The 15513-nt window shown below is 67.6% G+C and carries 14 protein-coding genes; 7 read left to right on the top strand and 7 right to left on the bottom strand.

All coding sequences use genetic code 11. The features are described 5' to 3' along the window. The first annotated feature begins 9 nt into the window (after positions 1-9). The 5 genes from BM244_RS01705 to BM244_RS01685 are packed head-to-tail and all read left to right on the top strand — an operon-like array spanning position 10 to position 5274. Positions 10-1854: an amidohydrolase gene (locus BM244_RS01705; protein WP_093398035.1), complete on the top strand. Its 1845-nt coding sequence runs from the start codon at positions 10-12 to the stop codon at positions 1852-1854. 19 nt (positions 1855-1873) lie between these two features. Next, complete coding sequence (locus BM244_RS01700; RefSeq protein ID WP_093398034.1) at positions 1874-2773, top strand: glyoxalase; 900 nt, start codon at positions 1874-1876, stop codon at positions 2771-2773. Then, positions 2770-3198: a DoxX family protein gene (locus BM244_RS01695; protein ID WP_093396995.1), complete on the top strand. Its 429-nt coding sequence runs from the start codon at positions 2770-2772 to the stop codon at positions 3196-3198. Before BM244_RS01700 ends, BM244_RS01695 begins: the two co-directional genes overlap by 4 nt. Beyond that, a complete protein-coding gene (locus BM244_RS01690; protein ID WP_093396993.1) occupies positions 3191-4537 on the top strand; it encodes an alginate export family protein in 1347 nt (448 codons plus the stop codon). The genes BM244_RS01695 and BM244_RS01690 overlap by 8 nt, the downstream gene beginning before the upstream one ends. Positions 4538-4581: 44 nt before the next feature. Further along, positions 4582-5274 carry a YoaK family protein gene (locus BM244_RS01685; protein ID WP_093396992.1) on the top strand — a complete coding sequence of 231 codons (693 nt, stop codon included), beginning with the start codon at positions 4582-4584 and terminating at the stop codon, positions 5272-5274. A 42-nt stretch (positions 5275-5316) separates the two neighbouring features. Here the strand turns inward: BM244_RS01685 and BM244_RS01680 are convergent, their stop codons facing one another. Further along, positions 5317-6243, bottom strand: a complete 927-nt coding sequence (locus BM244_RS01680; RefSeq protein ID WP_093396990.1) for a LysR family transcriptional regulator — start codon at positions 6241-6243, stop codon at positions 5317-5319. A 158-nt stretch (positions 6244-6401) separates the two neighbouring features. Between BM244_RS01680 and BM244_RS01675 the strand changes: the two genes are divergently transcribed. Then, positions 6402-6755: an aldo-keto reductase family protein gene (locus BM244_RS01675; protein WP_093396989.1), complete on the top strand. Its 354-nt coding sequence runs from the start codon at positions 6402-6404 to the stop codon at positions 6753-6755. Between the two features lie 101 nt (positions 6756-6856). After that, entirely contained in the window at positions 6857-8047 is a 1191-nt protein-coding gene (locus BM244_RS01670) for an MFS transporter (RefSeq protein WP_093396987.1), read from the top strand. On the opposite strand, the gene BM244_RS01665 is transcribed toward BM244_RS01670, so the two are convergent. From BM244_RS01665 to BM244_RS22975, 6 genes are read right to left on the bottom strand one after another with little or no spacing between them, the layout of a single operon-like run. Then, a complete protein-coding gene (locus BM244_RS01665) occupies positions 8030-9034 on the bottom strand; it encodes a sugar kinase (protein WP_093396986.1) in 1005 nt (334 codons plus the stop codon). The genes BM244_RS01670 and BM244_RS01665 overlap by 18 nt on opposite strands. Next, on the bottom strand, positions 9031-10527 hold the full coding sequence (locus BM244_RS01660; RefSeq protein ID WP_093396984.1) for a mannitol dehydrogenase family protein: 1497 nt from the start codon (positions 10525-10527) through the stop codon (positions 9031-9033). Before BM244_RS01660 ends, BM244_RS01665 begins: the two co-directional genes overlap by 4 nt. After that, positions 10524-11936 (bottom strand): glucuronate isomerase, encoded by a 1413-nt coding sequence (gene uxaC / locus BM244_RS01655; protein ID WP_093396983.1) that lies wholly within the window; start codon positions 11934-11936, stop codon positions 10524-10526. Before uxaC ends, BM244_RS01660 begins: the two co-directional genes overlap by 4 nt. Further along, entirely contained in the window at positions 11933-13102 is a 1170-nt protein-coding gene (uxuA, locus tag BM244_RS01650; protein WP_093398033.1) for a mannonate dehydratase, read from the bottom strand. The genes uxaC and uxuA overlap by 4 nt, the downstream gene beginning before the upstream one ends. A gap of 8 nt (positions 13103-13110) precedes the next feature. Continuing rightward, positions 13111-14397, bottom strand: a complete 1287-nt coding sequence (locus BM244_RS01645; protein ID WP_093396981.1) for an MFS transporter — start codon at positions 14395-14397, stop codon at positions 13111-13113. Further along, complete coding sequence (locus BM244_RS22975) at positions 14394-14849, bottom strand: hypothetical protein (protein WP_175517999.1); 456 nt, start codon at positions 14847-14849, stop codon at positions 14394-14396. Before BM244_RS22975 ends, BM244_RS01645 begins: the two co-directional genes overlap by 4 nt. Between the last annotated feature and the right edge of the window lie 664 nt (positions 14850-15513).

Genomic DNA, 15513 nt, shown 5'->3' with positions numbered 1-15513 from the left:
AGCCCCATCATGTCCGACCTGATCCTCGTCAACGCCAAGGTGACGACGCTCGACCGCGAGAACCCGGAGGCGCAGGCCGTGGCGATCCGCGACGGCACGTTCCTCGCGGTAGGCTCGGAAGCCGAAGTCCGCGCCGCCGCCCCCGCCGCGACCGTGATCGACGCAGGCGGCCGGCGGGTCATCCCCGGCCTGATCGACAGCCATATGCACATCATCCGCGGCGGCCTGAACTACAACCTCGAACTCCGCTGGGATGGCGTGCCGAGCCTTGCCGACGCGATGGCGATGCTCAAGCGCCAAGTCGACAACACCCCCGCCCCGCAATGGGTGCGCGTCGTCGGCGGCTTCACCGAGCACCAGTTCGCCGAAAAGCGCCTGCCGACGATCGCCGAACTGAACGCGGTCGCGCCCGATACGCCGGTGTTCATCCTGCACCTCTACGACCGCGCGCTGTTGAACGCCGCGGCCCTGCGCGTCGTCGGCTACACCAAGGACACGCCCAATCCGCCCGGCGGTGAGATCGTCCGCGATGCGGCGGGCAACCCGACCGGGCTGCTGCTCGCGCACCCCAATGCAACGATCCTGTATTCGACGCTCGCCAAGGGGCCGAAGCTCCCACCGGAGTACCAGCTCAATTCCACCCGCCACTTCATGCGCGAGATGAACAGCCTCGGCGTCACCGGCGTGATCGATGCGGGCGGCGGCTTCCAGAACTATCCCGACGACTACGAGATCATCGAGAAGCTTCACGCCGACGACCAACTGACGCTGCGCATCAGCTACAACCTGTTCACGCAAAAGCCGAAAGAGGAACTCGCCGACTTTCAGGGGTGGGTGAAGCAGGTCAAACCGGGCCAGGGCGACGATACATATCGCCACAACGGCGCCGGCGAGATGCTGGTCTATTCCGCCGCCGACTTTGAGGATTTCCGCGTCGAGCGCCCCGACATGCCCCCCAGCATGGAAGGCGACCTCGAACCCGTCATCCGGCTGCTGGCGGAGCATAAATGGCCGTGGCGCCTGCACGCGACCTACGATCAGACGATCGGCCGCGCGCTCGACGTGTACGAGAAAGTCGCCAAGGATATTCCGTTCGACGGGATCAACTGGTTCTTCGATCACGCCGAGACGATCACCGACGGCAACATCGATCGGATCGCAGCGCTCGGCGGTGGCATCGCGGTCCAGCACCGCATGGCATATCAGGGCGAATATTTCGTCGAACGCTACGGTGCCAAGGCGGCCGAGCGCACGCCGCCGATCGCCAAGATGCTCGCCGCCGGGATCCATGTCGGCGCCGGCACCGACGCGACGCGGGTGGCCAGCTACAACCCTTGGGTGTCGCTCAACTGGCTGGTGACCGGCAGGACCGTCGGCGGCCTCGGCCTCTATTCCGGCGCCAACCGCGTCAGCCGCGAGAAGGCGCTGGCGATGTGGACGCACGAGAACAGCTGGTTCTCGAACGAGGTCGGCAAGAAGGGCCGGATCAAGGCCGGGCAACTCGCCGATCTCGCCGTGCTGTCGGGCGATTACCTGACCGTTCCCGAAGCCGACATCCCGCATCTGCGGTCCGTCCTGACGCTACTCGGCGGCAAGGTCGTGTTCGGCGAGGGCGATTACGCCCCGCTCGCCCCATCGCTGCCCAAGCCTATGCCCGACTGGTCTCCCGTCGCGACGTTCGGCGGCTACCACCGCACGCCCGAAGCCTCGGCGAAACTCGCCGCCGCGTGCGGCTGCGCGAGCGGCTGCTCGGTGCACGGCCACGACCATGCTGCCGCCCTCGGCCGCGATCTGCCGGTAGCCGACGTGCAGAGCTTCTGGGGCTCGTTCGGCTGCGGCTGCTGGGCGGTCTGACATGATGGGGAGACTGAGAATGACCCGTACGAACGTGCTTATCGCCGTAGCGTTGCTCGGCCTTTCGCCATCAGCGCCTGGCTTTGCCCACGACGCTCCGGCGACCGCCGATTATTCGGTCGGCCCGCAATACGACACGACCCACGTCTACGTCGCGCCGGAGGACTTCGACCGCTTCGTCGCCAGCCTGACCGCGACGTTCGGCGGCACGAGCACGAAGAAAGGCGCGTTCCAGGTCACGCCGACGACCAGCAAGACCTTCTCGCAACTCGTGCTCACCCCCGCCGGATCGATCTCGGTATTCGGCTTCACCACGCCGATCCCGTTCCCATTCGGCAGCGAACGCAACGGCTATCTCGTCACCGACATCGACGCGGCGGTCGCATCCGCCGTCAGCCACGGCGCGACGCGAACGATCGCGACCTTCCCCGATCCGATCGGGCGCGATGCGGTCGTCCAATGGCCGGGCGGGGTCGGCATGCAGATCTACTGGCACAACGCCAAGCCAAACTATCCCGCGCTGACCACCGTGCCCGAGAACCGCGTCTACCTCACGCCCGACGCCGCGGACGCCTTCGTCAAGAGCTGGACTGGTTTCGCGCACGGCAAGGTCGTTGCCGATGACAAGGCGGCGGATGGCAGTGACATCGGCCGGCCGGGCACGCACTATCGCCGCATCCGCGTCGCGTCCGGCTACGGCACGACGGCCGTGATGGTCTCCGACAACCAGCTTCCCTGGCCCTATGGCCGCGACGTGACCGGCTATGAGGTGGGCAGCCTTCAAGCCACGCTGGCCAAGGCGAAAGCGGTCGGCGTCGAAACGCTGGTCGAGCCGCATGCCGAAAGCGACCGGCAGTCGGCGATCGTTCGCTTCCCCGGCGGCTACATCGCTGAGACCCATTCGCCGATCACACGATGACCACGCCGCGCACGCCGCGTTTCGTCGGAGCCATTCTCGACTGGCGCTGGACCGGCTTCCTCGCCCGCCTCGCCCTCGTCGGGGCCTATCTGCTCGGCGGGATCGTCAAGGCGAGCGACTGGACCGCCGCGATAGCCGAACAGGCGCATTTTGGCATGCACCCGCCCGCCCTGTGGGCGGCGCTGACGATCGCGATCGAGATCGTCAGCCCGCTGCTGATCCTGTCGGGGCGGTTGGTCTGGCTCGGCGCAGGCATGCTCGGCGTCTTCACGCTGTTCGCGGCCATCACGGCCAACGCGTTCTGGGCGATGCCCGCCGGCCAGGTGCGTTTCATGGCCACGAACGCTTTCTTCGAGCATCTCGGCCTCATCGGCGGGTTCGTCCTCGCGGCCATGGTCGCGGAGATGGAAGCGAGACGTGCGTAGGGTCTTGCTGCTGGGATTAGCGTCGGCCGCCCCCGCAGCAGCGCAGACCGAGGCGTGGCAGCCGCCGACGCTGACCGTCACGCGCTACGACGAGGACTGGACGACGCTCGGAGATCCAGCCGAACGGAAGGAGCATTGGACCGGACCCTTCAAATACATTCCGATCGCCAACGAAGCCTATCTCACCACCGGCATCGAATTTCGCCTGCGCAACGAAAAGTACCGGGACAATCTGTGGGGCGACGCGGATGCGCCCGACGACGGATACCTCTGGGCGCGCGTCATGCCCTACGCCGACCTGCATGTCGGAAAGGCGCGCGCATTCGTGCAGCCGATCGTCGCCTATGCGGCAGGCGTCATGCCCTCCGCCGGCCCCGTCGATCAGACCCGCGTGGACCTGCTCCAGGGCTTTGCGGAGATCGAAACGGGCCCGGTGACCTTGCGCGCCGGCCGGCAGATGCTCTCGCTCGGGACCGAACGCCTCGTCGGCACGCGCTACGGCCCGAACGTACCGCTGGCCTTCGACGGTGCGCGCGGCATTGTCCGGATCGGGGCGGCAACCGTCAGCTTGCTGGCGGTGCGTCCGGTACAGCCCGGCCTGAGGTCGTTCGACGACGTGCGCTCTCGCAGCAAGTCGCTCTGGGGCGCCTATGCGACGCTTGCCGGCCTCGACATCTACTATCTCGGTTACCGAAACACCCGAGCCGCTTTCGGCGGACTCGTCGCTCGCGAGCTTCGTCACAGCATCGGCGCGCGATCGTTCGGAACCGCCGGCAATTGGCACTGGAATATCGAGGCCGTCGCGCAGTTCGGGCGCTTTGCCGGCACTCGGATCGGCGCATGGACGCTCGGCACCGAAGTCGGAAGGACCTTCCCGGACGCGCGGTTTGCGCCGGATGCCGTGATGCGGTTCAACATCGTCAGCGGCGACCGCCGCCGCGGTGACCATACGCTCGGCACGTTCAATGCCCTGTTTCCGAAAGGCAAATATTTCGGCGAGCTGTCGCCGGTCGGCCCCTCGAACATCGTCAGCCTGAACCCGCGCTTGGCGATGACCCTGGCGCCGGGCGTCTCCACCAGCCTCAGCGGCATGGCATATTGGCGATACGCGCGTGCCGATGGCGTGTACGACGTGCCCGGCAATCTCCTCCGCGCGCCGGGCACGTCCAGGGCACGCTTCATCGGCAAGGAGGTCGAGGCGACGCTGGCATGGCAGGCGACGCCGGAACTCGAACTCTCGACATCGCTGTCCGCCTTCGACGCCGGCCGCTTCATCGACGACACGGGGTCGGGCCGGACGATCGCCCTGCTCGGTCTCGAAAGCAATTTCCGGTTCTGACCAAACCCTTCGTCCAAGCACGACCACGGATCCTGGAGATCGACATGGCCACCACCGATACACCCACCGACCCCCGCGTACCGCTCCTGCTCCTGCTGTCCGTCACGACGGGCCTCGTCGACGCGGCGAGCGTGCTCGGCCTAGGCAAGGTCTTCACCGCCAACATGACCGGGAACGTCGTTTTCCTCGGCTTCGCCGCGTCGGGCGCCCCCGGGTTCAGGATACTGCCCTTCGTGGCCGCGCTGGCGAGCTTCATGGTCGGGGCCCTCGTGGGAGGGCGGACCGGCAAGGTCCACGCGGGAGGATCGGAGCGGCGCTGGCTCCTGGCCTCGGCCGTCGTCGAAACGGCATTGCTCTGGGCCGCGGCGTTCCTGGCGCTCGGCTTCGACGTGGCCACCCAGTCACCCGAGGCACGGCTCTATCTGATCATCGGTCTTACCGGGATAGCGATGGGCTATCGCAACGCCACCATCCGGCAACTCAAGGTGGCGGACCTCACGACGACGGTACTGACGTTGACGCTCACGGGGCTTGGCGCCGACTCGCGCGCCGCTGGCGGGGCGGATACGAACTGGAGGCGACGCGTCGGCGCGGTCATCGCAATCTTCGCAGGTGCGGCGCTGGGCGCCGCACTGCTCGTGCATGTCGGGCTCTACGCGCCGCTCGCTTTGGCCGGCGCAGTCGTGTTGTTCGGCACTCTGGCCTTCGCCTATCGTCGCGAAAGGGCAGCGGTCTGATGCTGCAAACCGGACACGCGTCCAGGCGATCCTGTGCCCGGTTTAGCGCGCAATCGTCTTCGCGTCCGCCAAACGCGCCGCGAGAAAATCCACGAAGGCGCGCACGCGGGCGGGGGTGTTCGCGCCCCCGACGAACACCGCGTGGATCAGTTCGACATCGCCAGGATTCATGTCCTCCAGTATCGGCACGAGCCGGCCAGAAGCGACGTCGTCGACCACGCTGAACGTACCCACGCGCGCTATACCGACCCCAGCGGCGGCAAGCTGGCCCAGCGTTTCGCCGTTGTTCGCTTCGATCGAGCCTTTCACCGACAGCGCCATGTCCCTGCCATCGACGCGAAACGGCCAAACCGGCTCGACGCGGCGGAAGTTGAAGTTGAGGCAGTTGTGGCCATGCAGATCTTCAGGACGCGCCGGTGTACCATGGCGCGCGAGATAGTCCGGAGCAGCCACGATCATGCGCCGGCTTTCGCCCAGCTTGCGCGCCGTGAGCATGCTGTCGCCCAAGGGGCCGAACCGGATCGCGACGTCCGCCTGCCCCGCCGCGACATCGACGATGACATCGGTCAGGGCGAAGTCGATCAGGATATGCGGATATAGTTGTGCGAACGCGCCCAGCAGCGGCACGATGCAGAGCCGCCCATGGGAGAGCGCAGCGCTGACCCGCAGCCGTCCGCGCGGCGCGCCCTGATCGGCGATCTGTTGCTCGGCGTCGTCGAGATCGGCAAGGATTCGGCGCGCGGTCCGGAGATAGGCTTCTCCCTCCGCAGTAGGCGTCAGCGCGCGAGTCGAGCGAAGCAGCAGCCGAACGCCCAGGCGTGCCTCGATCCGATCGATCGACCGGGCGACGGCCGATGGGGTCAACCCGAGCACGCGGCCGGCGCCTGAAAAACTGCCTTCGCGCATCACGGCCGCAAACATCTCGAGGGCACGAGCGCGATCGGCACCAAACCCCGTCTTTGCATCCATGTCACAAATCCTTCGCGCCGCCGGCGACTAATAAGTCGTCGTCCTACAGTCCATCTATGCATCTACAGAGCAAGCAGGAGTACGAATATGGATTATCGCCGAATAGAATCATCTCGCCTGCGCGTGCCCGCCCCCGGCTTCGGCACTGCGACGATCTGATGCCGGTCGGAGCTGATCATGGTGTCGGCGCGCTGGTATGTCGCCGGCTCGGCGGGGGTCGGCCGGCCAGAAAGTTCGGACGGAACCGGGCGATCCCCAAAGGCAGCCGCCCTTATGACACCAAACGGTTCGCGCCTCCCGTCGATCGCGAGCCGTCGTACCGCGTCATCGACGCGCTCGAAGAAGTCGCAGCGGAAACGTGCAGCAGCGCGCGGCAAGCCGCGATCGCCCGGCTGTTGGGGCGCGCGACCGTCGCGTCGGTCGTCGCCGGTGCGCGCAACGAAGCACGACTTCGCGAGCATCTCGGCACGATCGGCGGGGGCATTGTCCGCGGCGCAGGTCGCCGTGCTTGATGCGGTCAGCGCCGTGCTGCCGTCCTATCCGCATACGCCCTACCGCCGGCAGGGGGCTTTTATCCGCCTGAACCCCGCGCTCGTCCAAGGAAATCGACACGATGAAGCTCAATCCCGGCCTGTTGGCCCTGTCCATCGGCGCGTTCGGTATCGGCGTGACCGAGTTCGCACCGATGGGACTCCTGCCCGTCATCGCAACCGATCTCGGCGTGTCGATCCCGACCGCCGGCCTGCTGATCAGTGCCTATGCCCTGGGCGTCGTGCTGGGGGCGCCGCTGATGACGCTGACGACCGGCCGGGTGCCGCGGCGGACGTTGCTGATCGCGCTGGCCGGCATCTTCACGATCGGCAATCTGCTGGCGGCGGTCTCGAGCGGGTACGGCATGCTGATGGCCGCACGCATCCTGACCTCGCTCAATCATGGCGCGTTCTTCGGCGTCGGCTCGATCGTCGCCGCAAGTCTCGTACCGGTCGAGCGGCGCGCGGGTGCGGTTGCCGCGATGTTTATGGGCCTGACAATCGCCAACGTCGTCGGCGTACCACTCGCGACCTGGGCGGGCGACCATCTCGGATGGCGGGCCTCGTTCTGGGGTATCGCAGCGCTCGGTCTCGCGACGATGGCGGCACTGCGCCTGACCCTGCCGGTACTGCCGGCGCCAAAGAGCGGCGATGCGGTGGCCGAACTGCGCGTATTGGCGCGAGCGCCCGTGCTCGGCGCGCTCGGCCTGACCGTCATCGGCTCGAGCGCGATGTTCACCGTATTCACGTACATCACGCCGATCCTGCGCGAGGCGACGCATGCCTCGCTCGGTTACGTCACCGCGATGCTGGTGACCTATGGCATGGGGCTGACCGTCGGCAACTGGCTCGGCGGTCGCTTCGCCGACCGATCCGTAGACCGGACCCTCATCGTGACGCTCGCGTCGCTCACGGCAATCCTCGTCGCGTTCGGGGTGCTCATGTCCCATGCGGTGCCGACGGCGATCCTGATCTTCTTGTGGGGCATCGCCAGCTTCGCACTCGTCCCGCCGCTGCAGATCCGCGTGATGCATGCGGCTTCGGACGCGCCCAACCTCGCCTCGGCGATGAACATCGGCGCGTTCAACCTCGGCAACGCGATCGGCGCGGCGGTCGGCGGCGCAGTCATCGCGACCGGCTTCGGCTATCCCGCCGTGGCGCTAGCCGGCGCGGCCGCATCCGCCCTTGGCTTGGTCGCGGTACTCGTCAGCGTTCGGCGACATCGAAAGTGCTCCCGCTCCCGTCACCCGGCCCCGTTACCGGCGAACATCTGACGGCATCCCGGTGAACGCCGCGAGATCGGTCGAGGTGGTCCTGCTCTGATCACCCGCGGTCGCATGTTTGAGAGCGGCAAGCCCCAACCCTCGTTCGGCCGCGGCGGAACAGCCGTCCTCGAGGCACGACAGCACCCCCGCGGCAAAGGCATCCCCCGTGCCGATCCGGTCGACGATCTGGGTCACCGCGATCGTCTCGGTCTCGAACCATTCCTTGCGTCGATCGACCCGCGCGGACAGCCGGTGCGTATCGGCATCCACGACCTGGCGCGCCGTCGAGGCGATCCAACCGAGCTGCGGGAACCGGGCGAAGGCCGCCTCGCAAGCCGCGCGTCGCGTCGCCGGCGTGTCTCCCGAGAACGGCTCGCCGAGCAACAGCGCGATGTCGCGATGGTTGCCGAACAGCAGGTCCGCGCTCGCGACGTGCTCGAGCAGGATCGGCTGTGGATCGGGGCACCAGCGCGCCCACATGCTCGCCCTGAAATTGCCGTCGAACGAGACCTTGACGCCCGCCGCCCGGGCCGCGACGATCGCGTCGAGCGACAGCCGCGCGGCGGCCGGGCCGATCGCCGGAATGATCCCCGACAGATGCAGCCAGGACACCCCGTCGAGCAACGCCGGCCAGTCATAGGCCTCGGACGGAGTGACGGCGAAACTGCTGTCCAGCCGGTCGTAGACGATGTGCGCGCCGCGCGCGCCGCTAGGCGGCGACAGGAAATAGAGGCCGAGCCGGCCGTCCGCGCGCTGGACCCTAGACACGTCGACGCCGGCTGCACGGACGGTCTCGAGCGCAGCGTCGCCGAGCGGCCCGTGCGGCAAGGTGGTGATGAGCGCGGCGGGTGCGCCGATCCGGGCCAGCGCGACCGCGACATTGGCCTCCGCACCGCCGAAATGCGCATCGAGCCTGGCGTCCTGGAACAGGTGGCCGCGGTCGGGTGCGGCAAGACGCAACAGCATCTCGCCGAAGCAGAGTAGCGTATCGGTCATCGCGCGGGCTCCTGGATCGCGGCGCGCAGCGCGGCGCGCGGACCATCGGTCTGCCAGAGCGCGACCGCCTCGGCGAGAACCGTCACGGTAGCGCGATCGTCGCGCACCACGGGAGACAGGATGCCGAGTTCGCCGACGAACCGGTCGACCACCTCGCCCGGATCGCCCCCCGCTCCCGCCCGGATCGCCGCCTGGATCGCCGCCCAGATCGCTGCATAGCGCGCCGCCATCGGATCGTCGGCGATGTCCGGCGCGTCGGCGGTGTACGCGATCCAGGCCGCAAGGCTCATCACGTGCCGCGGGCTGTCGAGGCCCCGCTCCAGTCGCGCTTCGATGGTCGCGATCCAGCGCTGCGGAAGCTTCTGCGAACCGTCCACCGCGATCTGATCGAGCCGGTGGTGGAGGTCCGCATTGGCGAACCGGTCGAGCAGCGCGGCGATGTACGCCGTCGGATCGAGGCCCGGCGCGGGGCGCAGGCTCGGCACCGCCTCCTCCGTCATCTGCGCCAGGACGAATGCGCGCAGGTCTGGATCCGCGACCGCCTCGTGGACGAACGCGTGACCGAGCTGAAGACCGGCATAGGCAAGCGTCGAATGGCTTGCGTTCAACAGCCGCAGCTTCGCCAGTTCGAAGGGCGCGACGTCCTGCACGATCTGCGCGCCCGCGATCTCCCAACGTGGCCGGGGGCCGGCAAAGCGGTCCTCGATCACCCATTGCCGAAACGGCTCAGTGAGAAGCGCCGCGGCATCGTCGACGCCGATCGCCGCTGCGATCGTCGCGCGGTTCGCCGGCGTCGCGGCGGGCACGATCCGGTCGACCATCGTGTCGGGCGCGGCGACATGGTCGCGGGTCCAGCCGGCAAGCGCGGCATCGCGGTGTCCGAGGAATTCGCCCAGCAGGCGCATCAGCAGCGTGCCGTTGCCCGAAAGATTGTCGCACGAGACCAGAGTCAGCCCCCCCGCGCCGGTCGCGCGGCGGCGCTCGAGCGCCGCGGCGAGATAGCCGTAGATCGTCCGCGGCACGCCGTCGCCCAGATCATGCGCGATCGCCGGATCGTCGATCAGCAGCCGCCCCGTCGCGGGATGGCGATAATAGCCTTTCTCGGTGACCGTCAGCGTCACGACGTGGGTGTCGTGCGCCGCGAGCGCGTCGATCACCGCCGCCGGGTTCTCGGCCGCGACCAGCACCGTGTCGATGACCGAGATCAGGCGGGTCGCCGTGGTGCCGTTCGATCGCTCGGTCACGGTGTACAGCCCATCCTGCGGCGCGAGCATGTCGCGCACTTGCGGCGACCGCAGCGATACGCCGGTGATCCGCCAGTCGTCGTCGGGCGTCACCGCGTCCTGCGTATAGACCGCCTGATGCGCACGGTGGAACGCGCCGAGACCCAGATGGACGATCCGCCGCACCCTGCGGCTCGCGCCATCCGCCCCGATGGCGGGCTGCCCGACGTCCGCCGACACATGCGACCGCGTGGCACGCGACAGCCTCATATCCGGTACGCCCTGCGCACGAGGCCATTGGTCAGTTCATGCGCAAGCTCCGCCGCCTCCCAGTCTTCCAGCCGGTGCTCGGCGACGAGACGCGCCAGGAAGCCGCAATCGACACGCCGCGCGACATCGTGCCGCGCCGGGATCGACAGGAACGCGCGGGTATCGTCGTTGAAGCCTACCGTATTGTAGAAGCCCGCGGTCTCTGTCGTCATCTCGCGGAACCGCCGCATACCCTCGGGGCTGTCGTGGAACCACCAGCTCGGCCCGAGCTTCAGGCACGGATAATGGCCCGCGAGCGGCGCCAGTTCACGCGCATAGACGCTCTCGTCGAGCGTGAAGAGAATGATCGACAGCTCGGTCGAGGTCCCGAACCGATCGAGCAGCGGTTTCAGCGCATGGACATAGTCGGTGCGACCGGGGATATCGGCGCCCTTGTCGCGACCATGGCTCGCGAACAGCCCGGCATTGTGATTGCGGACCGAGCCGGGATGGATCTGCATCACCATGCCGTCCTCGACGCTCATCGCCGCCATCTCGGTCAGCATCTGCGCGCGGAACAGTTCGGCGTCCGCCGGAGTCCAGCTGCCGCCGACGATCCGCGCGAACAGCGCTTCGCATTCGGGTGTCGACAGGTTCGCGGTTGCGGCGGTCGGATGACCGTGATCGGTCGCGGTGGCGCCCGCTGCACGGAAGTCGGCGCGACGCTTGGCATGCGCGGCGAGATAGCCCTGCCAGCTTTGCACGTCTTCCCCGGTCAGATCGCCGAAGCGGCTCAGCGCACCCGCGAACTGCTCGTGTTCAACGTCGATGACGCCGTCGGGGCGATAGGTCGTGACGACGCGTCCGTTCCAGCCGCTCGCCCGGATCCGGTGGTGTGCATCGAGGCTGTCGTGTGCGCCCTCGGTGGTCGCGAGGAAATCGATGCGGAACCGGTCGAACAGCGCGCGCGGCCGGAACGCCTCGGTCGCGAGCTTCTCGCCGATCGCATCGAAATACCGATCGGCAGTGGCCGCTTCCAGCGCGACGTCGAACCCGAATACCTCCGCGAAGACGTGATCGAGCCAGAGCCGCGACGGGGTGCCGCGAAACAGGTGGTAGTGTTCGGCCAGCGTACGCCAGGCCGCGCGGGGATCGGTCGCCGGAAGGCCCGCGCGGCGCGGGATCGCCAGCGCGTCGAGGTCGACCCCCTGGCTGTAGAGCATGCGGAACAGGTAATGATCGGGCGCGAGCGACAGCGTCGTCGCGTCGGTCCAGTTGCGGTCGTCCGCGAACCAGTTCGGGTCGACGTGCCCGTGCGGGCTCACGATCGGCAGGTCGGCGATCTCCGCATACAGCGCGCGCGCGATGTCGCGCGTCGTCGGGTCGGCGGGAAACAGCCGGTCGGGATGAAGCTGGAGCGGACGGGTCATGCCATAACTCCTGTAGCGTGCGCGATGCCGCGTTCGAGGCCACGCAGTTCGGCAAGCCCGCGCATCCGGCCCAGCAACGAATAGCCCGGATTGGTGGTCCGGTTCAGATCGTCGAGCATCTGGTGGCCGTGATCGGGTCGCATCGGAATGCTCCGCCCCTCGCGGACCGACAGGCGGTGGACCGCGGTCATCACCGCGGCCATCCGGGCATCCCCGCCCAGATGCTCGGCCTCGTGAAACGCGCCGTCCGCCTCGCGTTGCACCGATCGCAGATGCAGGAAGCCGATCCGCGATCCCAGCCGGTCGACCATCCCCGGCAGGTCGTTGTCCGCCCGCACGCCGAACGAACCCGTACACAGGCACAGGCCGTTCGAGGCGTTGGGCACGCGCGCGAACAGATCGGCGACGTCCGCCTCGGTGCTGACCACGCGGGGCAAGCCGAAGATCGGGAACGGCGGGTCGTCGGGATGCACCACCAGTTGCACGCCGAGCTCGTCCGCCAGCGGGCATACCGCCTGGAGGAACGCGACATGATTGTCGCGCAACGTCGCCGCATCGACGTCGGCATAGGCTTCAATCGCGCGGAGGAATTGCGGCGAGGTGAACCCTTCCTCGCTACCCGGAAGTCCGGCGATGATGGTTCGTTCGAGAGTCGCGCGTGCGTCGTCGTCCATCGCCGCATAGCCCGCTTCGGCCGCCGCCTGCGTCGCCAGGTCGTACGCGTCGTACGCACCGGGGCGGCGCAGAATGAACAGGTCGTACGCGGCAACCGCGACCGGGTCGAAGCGGAGCGCACGGGCGCCATCGGGCAGTTCCCAAGCGAGATCGGTCCGCGTCCAGTCGAGCAGCGGCATGAAATTATAGGTGACGACCCGGATGCCGCACGCCGCAAGGTTGCGCAGGCTCTGGCGATACCGGTCGATCAGCATGTCCCAGTCGCCCGACCGGGTCTTCAGCGCCTCGTTGACCGGCAGGCTTTCGACCACCGTCCAATCAAGCCCTGCCGCCTGGATCTCCGCTTTGCGCGCGGCGATCGCATCCTGCGGCCAGACCGCACCGTTGGGAACCTCGTGCAGCGCGGTCACCACCCCGGTCGCGCCGGCTTGGCGGATGTCGCGGAGTCGCACCGGATCGTTCGGCCCGAACCACCGCATAGTCTGTGTCATCAACACGCTTATCTGCCTTCCCGAGTAACTCGAGCCATGCGCGGCGTCGCGCGCAACAGGCTCCACAAAACACCCGCCGCCAGCAGATCGAGCGCCGCCAACGCTGCGAACAGCGGATCATATCCCCACGCATCGGCGCTTTGCCCGATCAGCAGCGTGAACAGCATCCCGCCGACCCAGGCCGACGTCCCCGCCATGCCGCTCGCGGTGCCGACGGTACGGCTGTCGAACATGTCCGCGCACAGGGTGATCAACGCACCGCTCAGCATCTGGTGGGCAAAGCCGCCGATGCAGAACAGCAGGATCGCGACGCCCGGCGATCCCGCCAGCCCGATACACGCGGGACCAATCATGCACAGCGCCCCGACGGTCATCGTGATCTTGCGCGACGCGACCAGCGGCACGCCGCGCTTCATCAGCCAGCCCGGCAGCATGCCGGCCGCCAGGCTGCCGAAATCGGCGGCGAGGAATGGCATCCACGCCCACAGCGCGATGCTCTTGAGATCGAGTTTCCACACCGAGACGAGATACAGGGGTATGAAGAAATTGAACGTCTGCCACGCCGGTTCGGCCAGGAAACGCGGTACCGCGATTCCCCAGAAGGCGCGGCTTTTCAGCAGGTCTTTGCGCGTTGCCGGCTTGGCATCGACATCCTCGTCGCGCGCCGCGATCATTGATGCGCGGTCGGCAGTGGTGAGCGCCGGATGATCCGCGGGGCTGCGATAGCTCCAATACCACAGGCCCGCCCATACCAGGCTCAGCCCGCCGGTGACGACGAACGCCGCTTGCCAGTTCCAGGCGAGGATACAGAACGCGACCAGCGGCGGCGCGATCATGTTGCCGACGCTCGTGCCCATCTGGAACACGCTGGTCGCCAGCGGGCGTTCGCGCGGAGGGAACCATTCCGACACGGTCTTGGCCCCGGCCGGGATCGCCGCCGCCTCGCTGGCGCCCAGCAGGGCGCGGAACAGCGCCAGGCTCGGCCATCCGGTCGCCAACGCGTGCGCCATGTTGGCGAGCGCCCAGCCGACCGCGAACAGGAAGAAGCCGAGCCGCGTGCCGAGCACGTCGAGCACGCCGCCGGCAACCGTCTGCATCACCGTGTAGCTCGCCTGGAACGCCAGCACGACCCAGCTGTAATCCTCCGTCGTCATGCCGAATTCGGTCTTCAACTGCGGTGCCGCGACCGATAGCGTCGACCGCGCGAGGTAGTTGAGGATCGTGCCCAGCGTGACCAGTCCGATCAGCCGCCACCTGAGCGGTATGTCGCGCCACCCTCGGCGGCCGTTACTCATCGCGCGATCGCGATCATCGAGACGATCGCGTCGCCCATTGCACGAACGAACGCCGGTCGGACCTTGCCGCCGCGCACCACCACCGAGGTGCTACGGGTCGACGCCCTCGCCGGCCCCTCCGCCTTGCAGGCGATGTCGAGCGCGCTGACGGCCGCCTTGATCGGCGTGGCCACCTTCCCGCGGGCAAGGCAGGCGTCGACCCCGCCGCGCCGGGTCGAGGGAGTTGCGACGGCTGCGCCCAAGGCGATCCTGGCCTGACGCGCCGCTGCAATCGCGGTCGTTCCGAAACCAGCCAAATTGACGATACCGCCGTAGCCGGAGTCGACCGCGGTCGACCGCACCGGACCGTTTGATCCGCGATGGACGAGCAACTCACTCGTCAATGTCAGCACGCCGGCGATAGTGGCAACCTTACCTGCCGGAACGCGGCCGTCGGCTCGCACGACCAGCATTGTCTCGGCGATCGACACCTGCTGCCTGGCAGCATCCAGCCTGGAGCAGGAGAAGCCACGCGCGTGACCGGCCGGCGTTCTGCCGTTCAAGGACTGGTGCGCCCGCACATGCCCTTGGTTAAAAGGCAAATCCACCGCTGGCATCCGGCCGGACCGTACACCGTGCGCCTTATCGTCCCGTCGCACCTGCGCGTACGCGGAGGCAGCCGAAACGCCGACCACCGAGGTGCCTGCGACGATCCGCCGCGATAAACGGTCAGTCATCATTTGCCTCTCCTATGGCCGGGGGATAGCATGGAGATATCGGCCTTACCAGTATCGAATGCGATGACATTCCAGCGGCCGAAAAAAGCCGCGCGCGCGATGCTGATGCCAGTTCAAACGGAATGGTTTCTTAAATCCGACATATTGCGCCGGTCTTCAGCAGTTCGATTGGCCCGAGAAACCAATTCCACTAGGTGGCCTAACCAGACCGCAAGAATCCGGCGGCACCGCTGGACGAGGATATTCATCCGCACGGTTTGCGTCCGACCGGCAGCGTCGCGGCGCGCGCCTTAGTTCACCGACATTTGTACCGGATGGCGGCATCGCTCGATCGCCCAGGTCACCGCCATCAGCGCCGACCCGTTGGTCGACCGCAACGTCGTCACGGCCTGCGGTTCGA

The sequence above is a fragment of the Sphingomonas sp. OK281 genome (assembly GCF_900115295.1).
Lineage (GTDB): Bacteria > Pseudomonadota > Alphaproteobacteria > Sphingomonadales > Sphingomonadaceae > Sphingomonas.
Note: the sequence above shows the minus strand (reverse complement) of the source record. Positions and strands in the feature narration are given on the sequence as shown.

Coding starts and splice junctions, on each gene's coding strand:
- BM244_RS01705 (WP_093398035.1), top strand. CDS start 10: ATGTCCGACCTGATCCTCGTCAACGCCAAGGTGACGACGCTCGACCGC.
- BM244_RS01645 (WP_093396981.1), bottom strand. CDS start 14,397: ATGAGTAACGGCCGCCGAGGGTGGCGCGACATACCGCTCAGGTGGCGG.
- BM244_RS01700 (WP_093398034.1), top strand. CDS start 1,874: ATGACCCGTACGAACGTGCTTATCGCCGTAGCGTTGCTCGGCCTTTCG.
- uxaC (WP_093396983.1), bottom strand. CDS start 11,936: ATGACCCGTCCGCTCCAGCTTCATCCCGACCGGCTGTTTCCCGCCGAC.
- BM244_RS01680 (WP_093396990.1), bottom strand. CDS start 6,243: ATGGATGCAAAGACGGGGTTTGGTGCCGATCGCGCTCGTGCCCTCGAG.
- BM244_RS01675 (WP_093396989.1), top strand. CDS start 6,402: ATGCCGGTCGGAGCTGATCATGGTGTCGGCGCGCTGGTATGTCGCCGG.
- BM244_RS01685 (WP_093396992.1), top strand. CDS start 4,582: ATGGCCACCACCGATACACCCACCGACCCCCGCGTACCGCTCCTGCTC.
- BM244_RS22975 (WP_175517999.1), bottom strand. CDS start 14,849: ATGCTGGTCGTGCGAGCCGACGGCCGCGTTCCGGCAGGTAAGGTTGCC.
- uxuA (WP_093398033.1), bottom strand. CDS start 13,102: ATGACACAGACTATGCGGTGGTTCGGGCCGAACGATCCGGTGCGACTC.
- BM244_RS01670 (WP_093396987.1), top strand. CDS start 6,857: ATGAAGCTCAATCCCGGCCTGTTGGCCCTGTCCATCGGCGCGTTCGGT.
- BM244_RS01665 (WP_093396986.1), bottom strand. CDS start 9,034: ATGACCGATACGCTACTCTGCTTCGGCGAGATGCTGTTGCGTCTTGCC.
- BM244_RS01695 (WP_093396995.1), top strand. CDS start 2,770: ATGACCACGCCGCGCACGCCGCGTTTCGTCGGAGCCATTCTCGACTGG.
- BM244_RS01660 (WP_093396984.1), bottom strand. CDS start 10,527: ATGAGGCTGTCGCGTGCCACGCGGTCGCATGTGTCGGCGGACGTCGGG.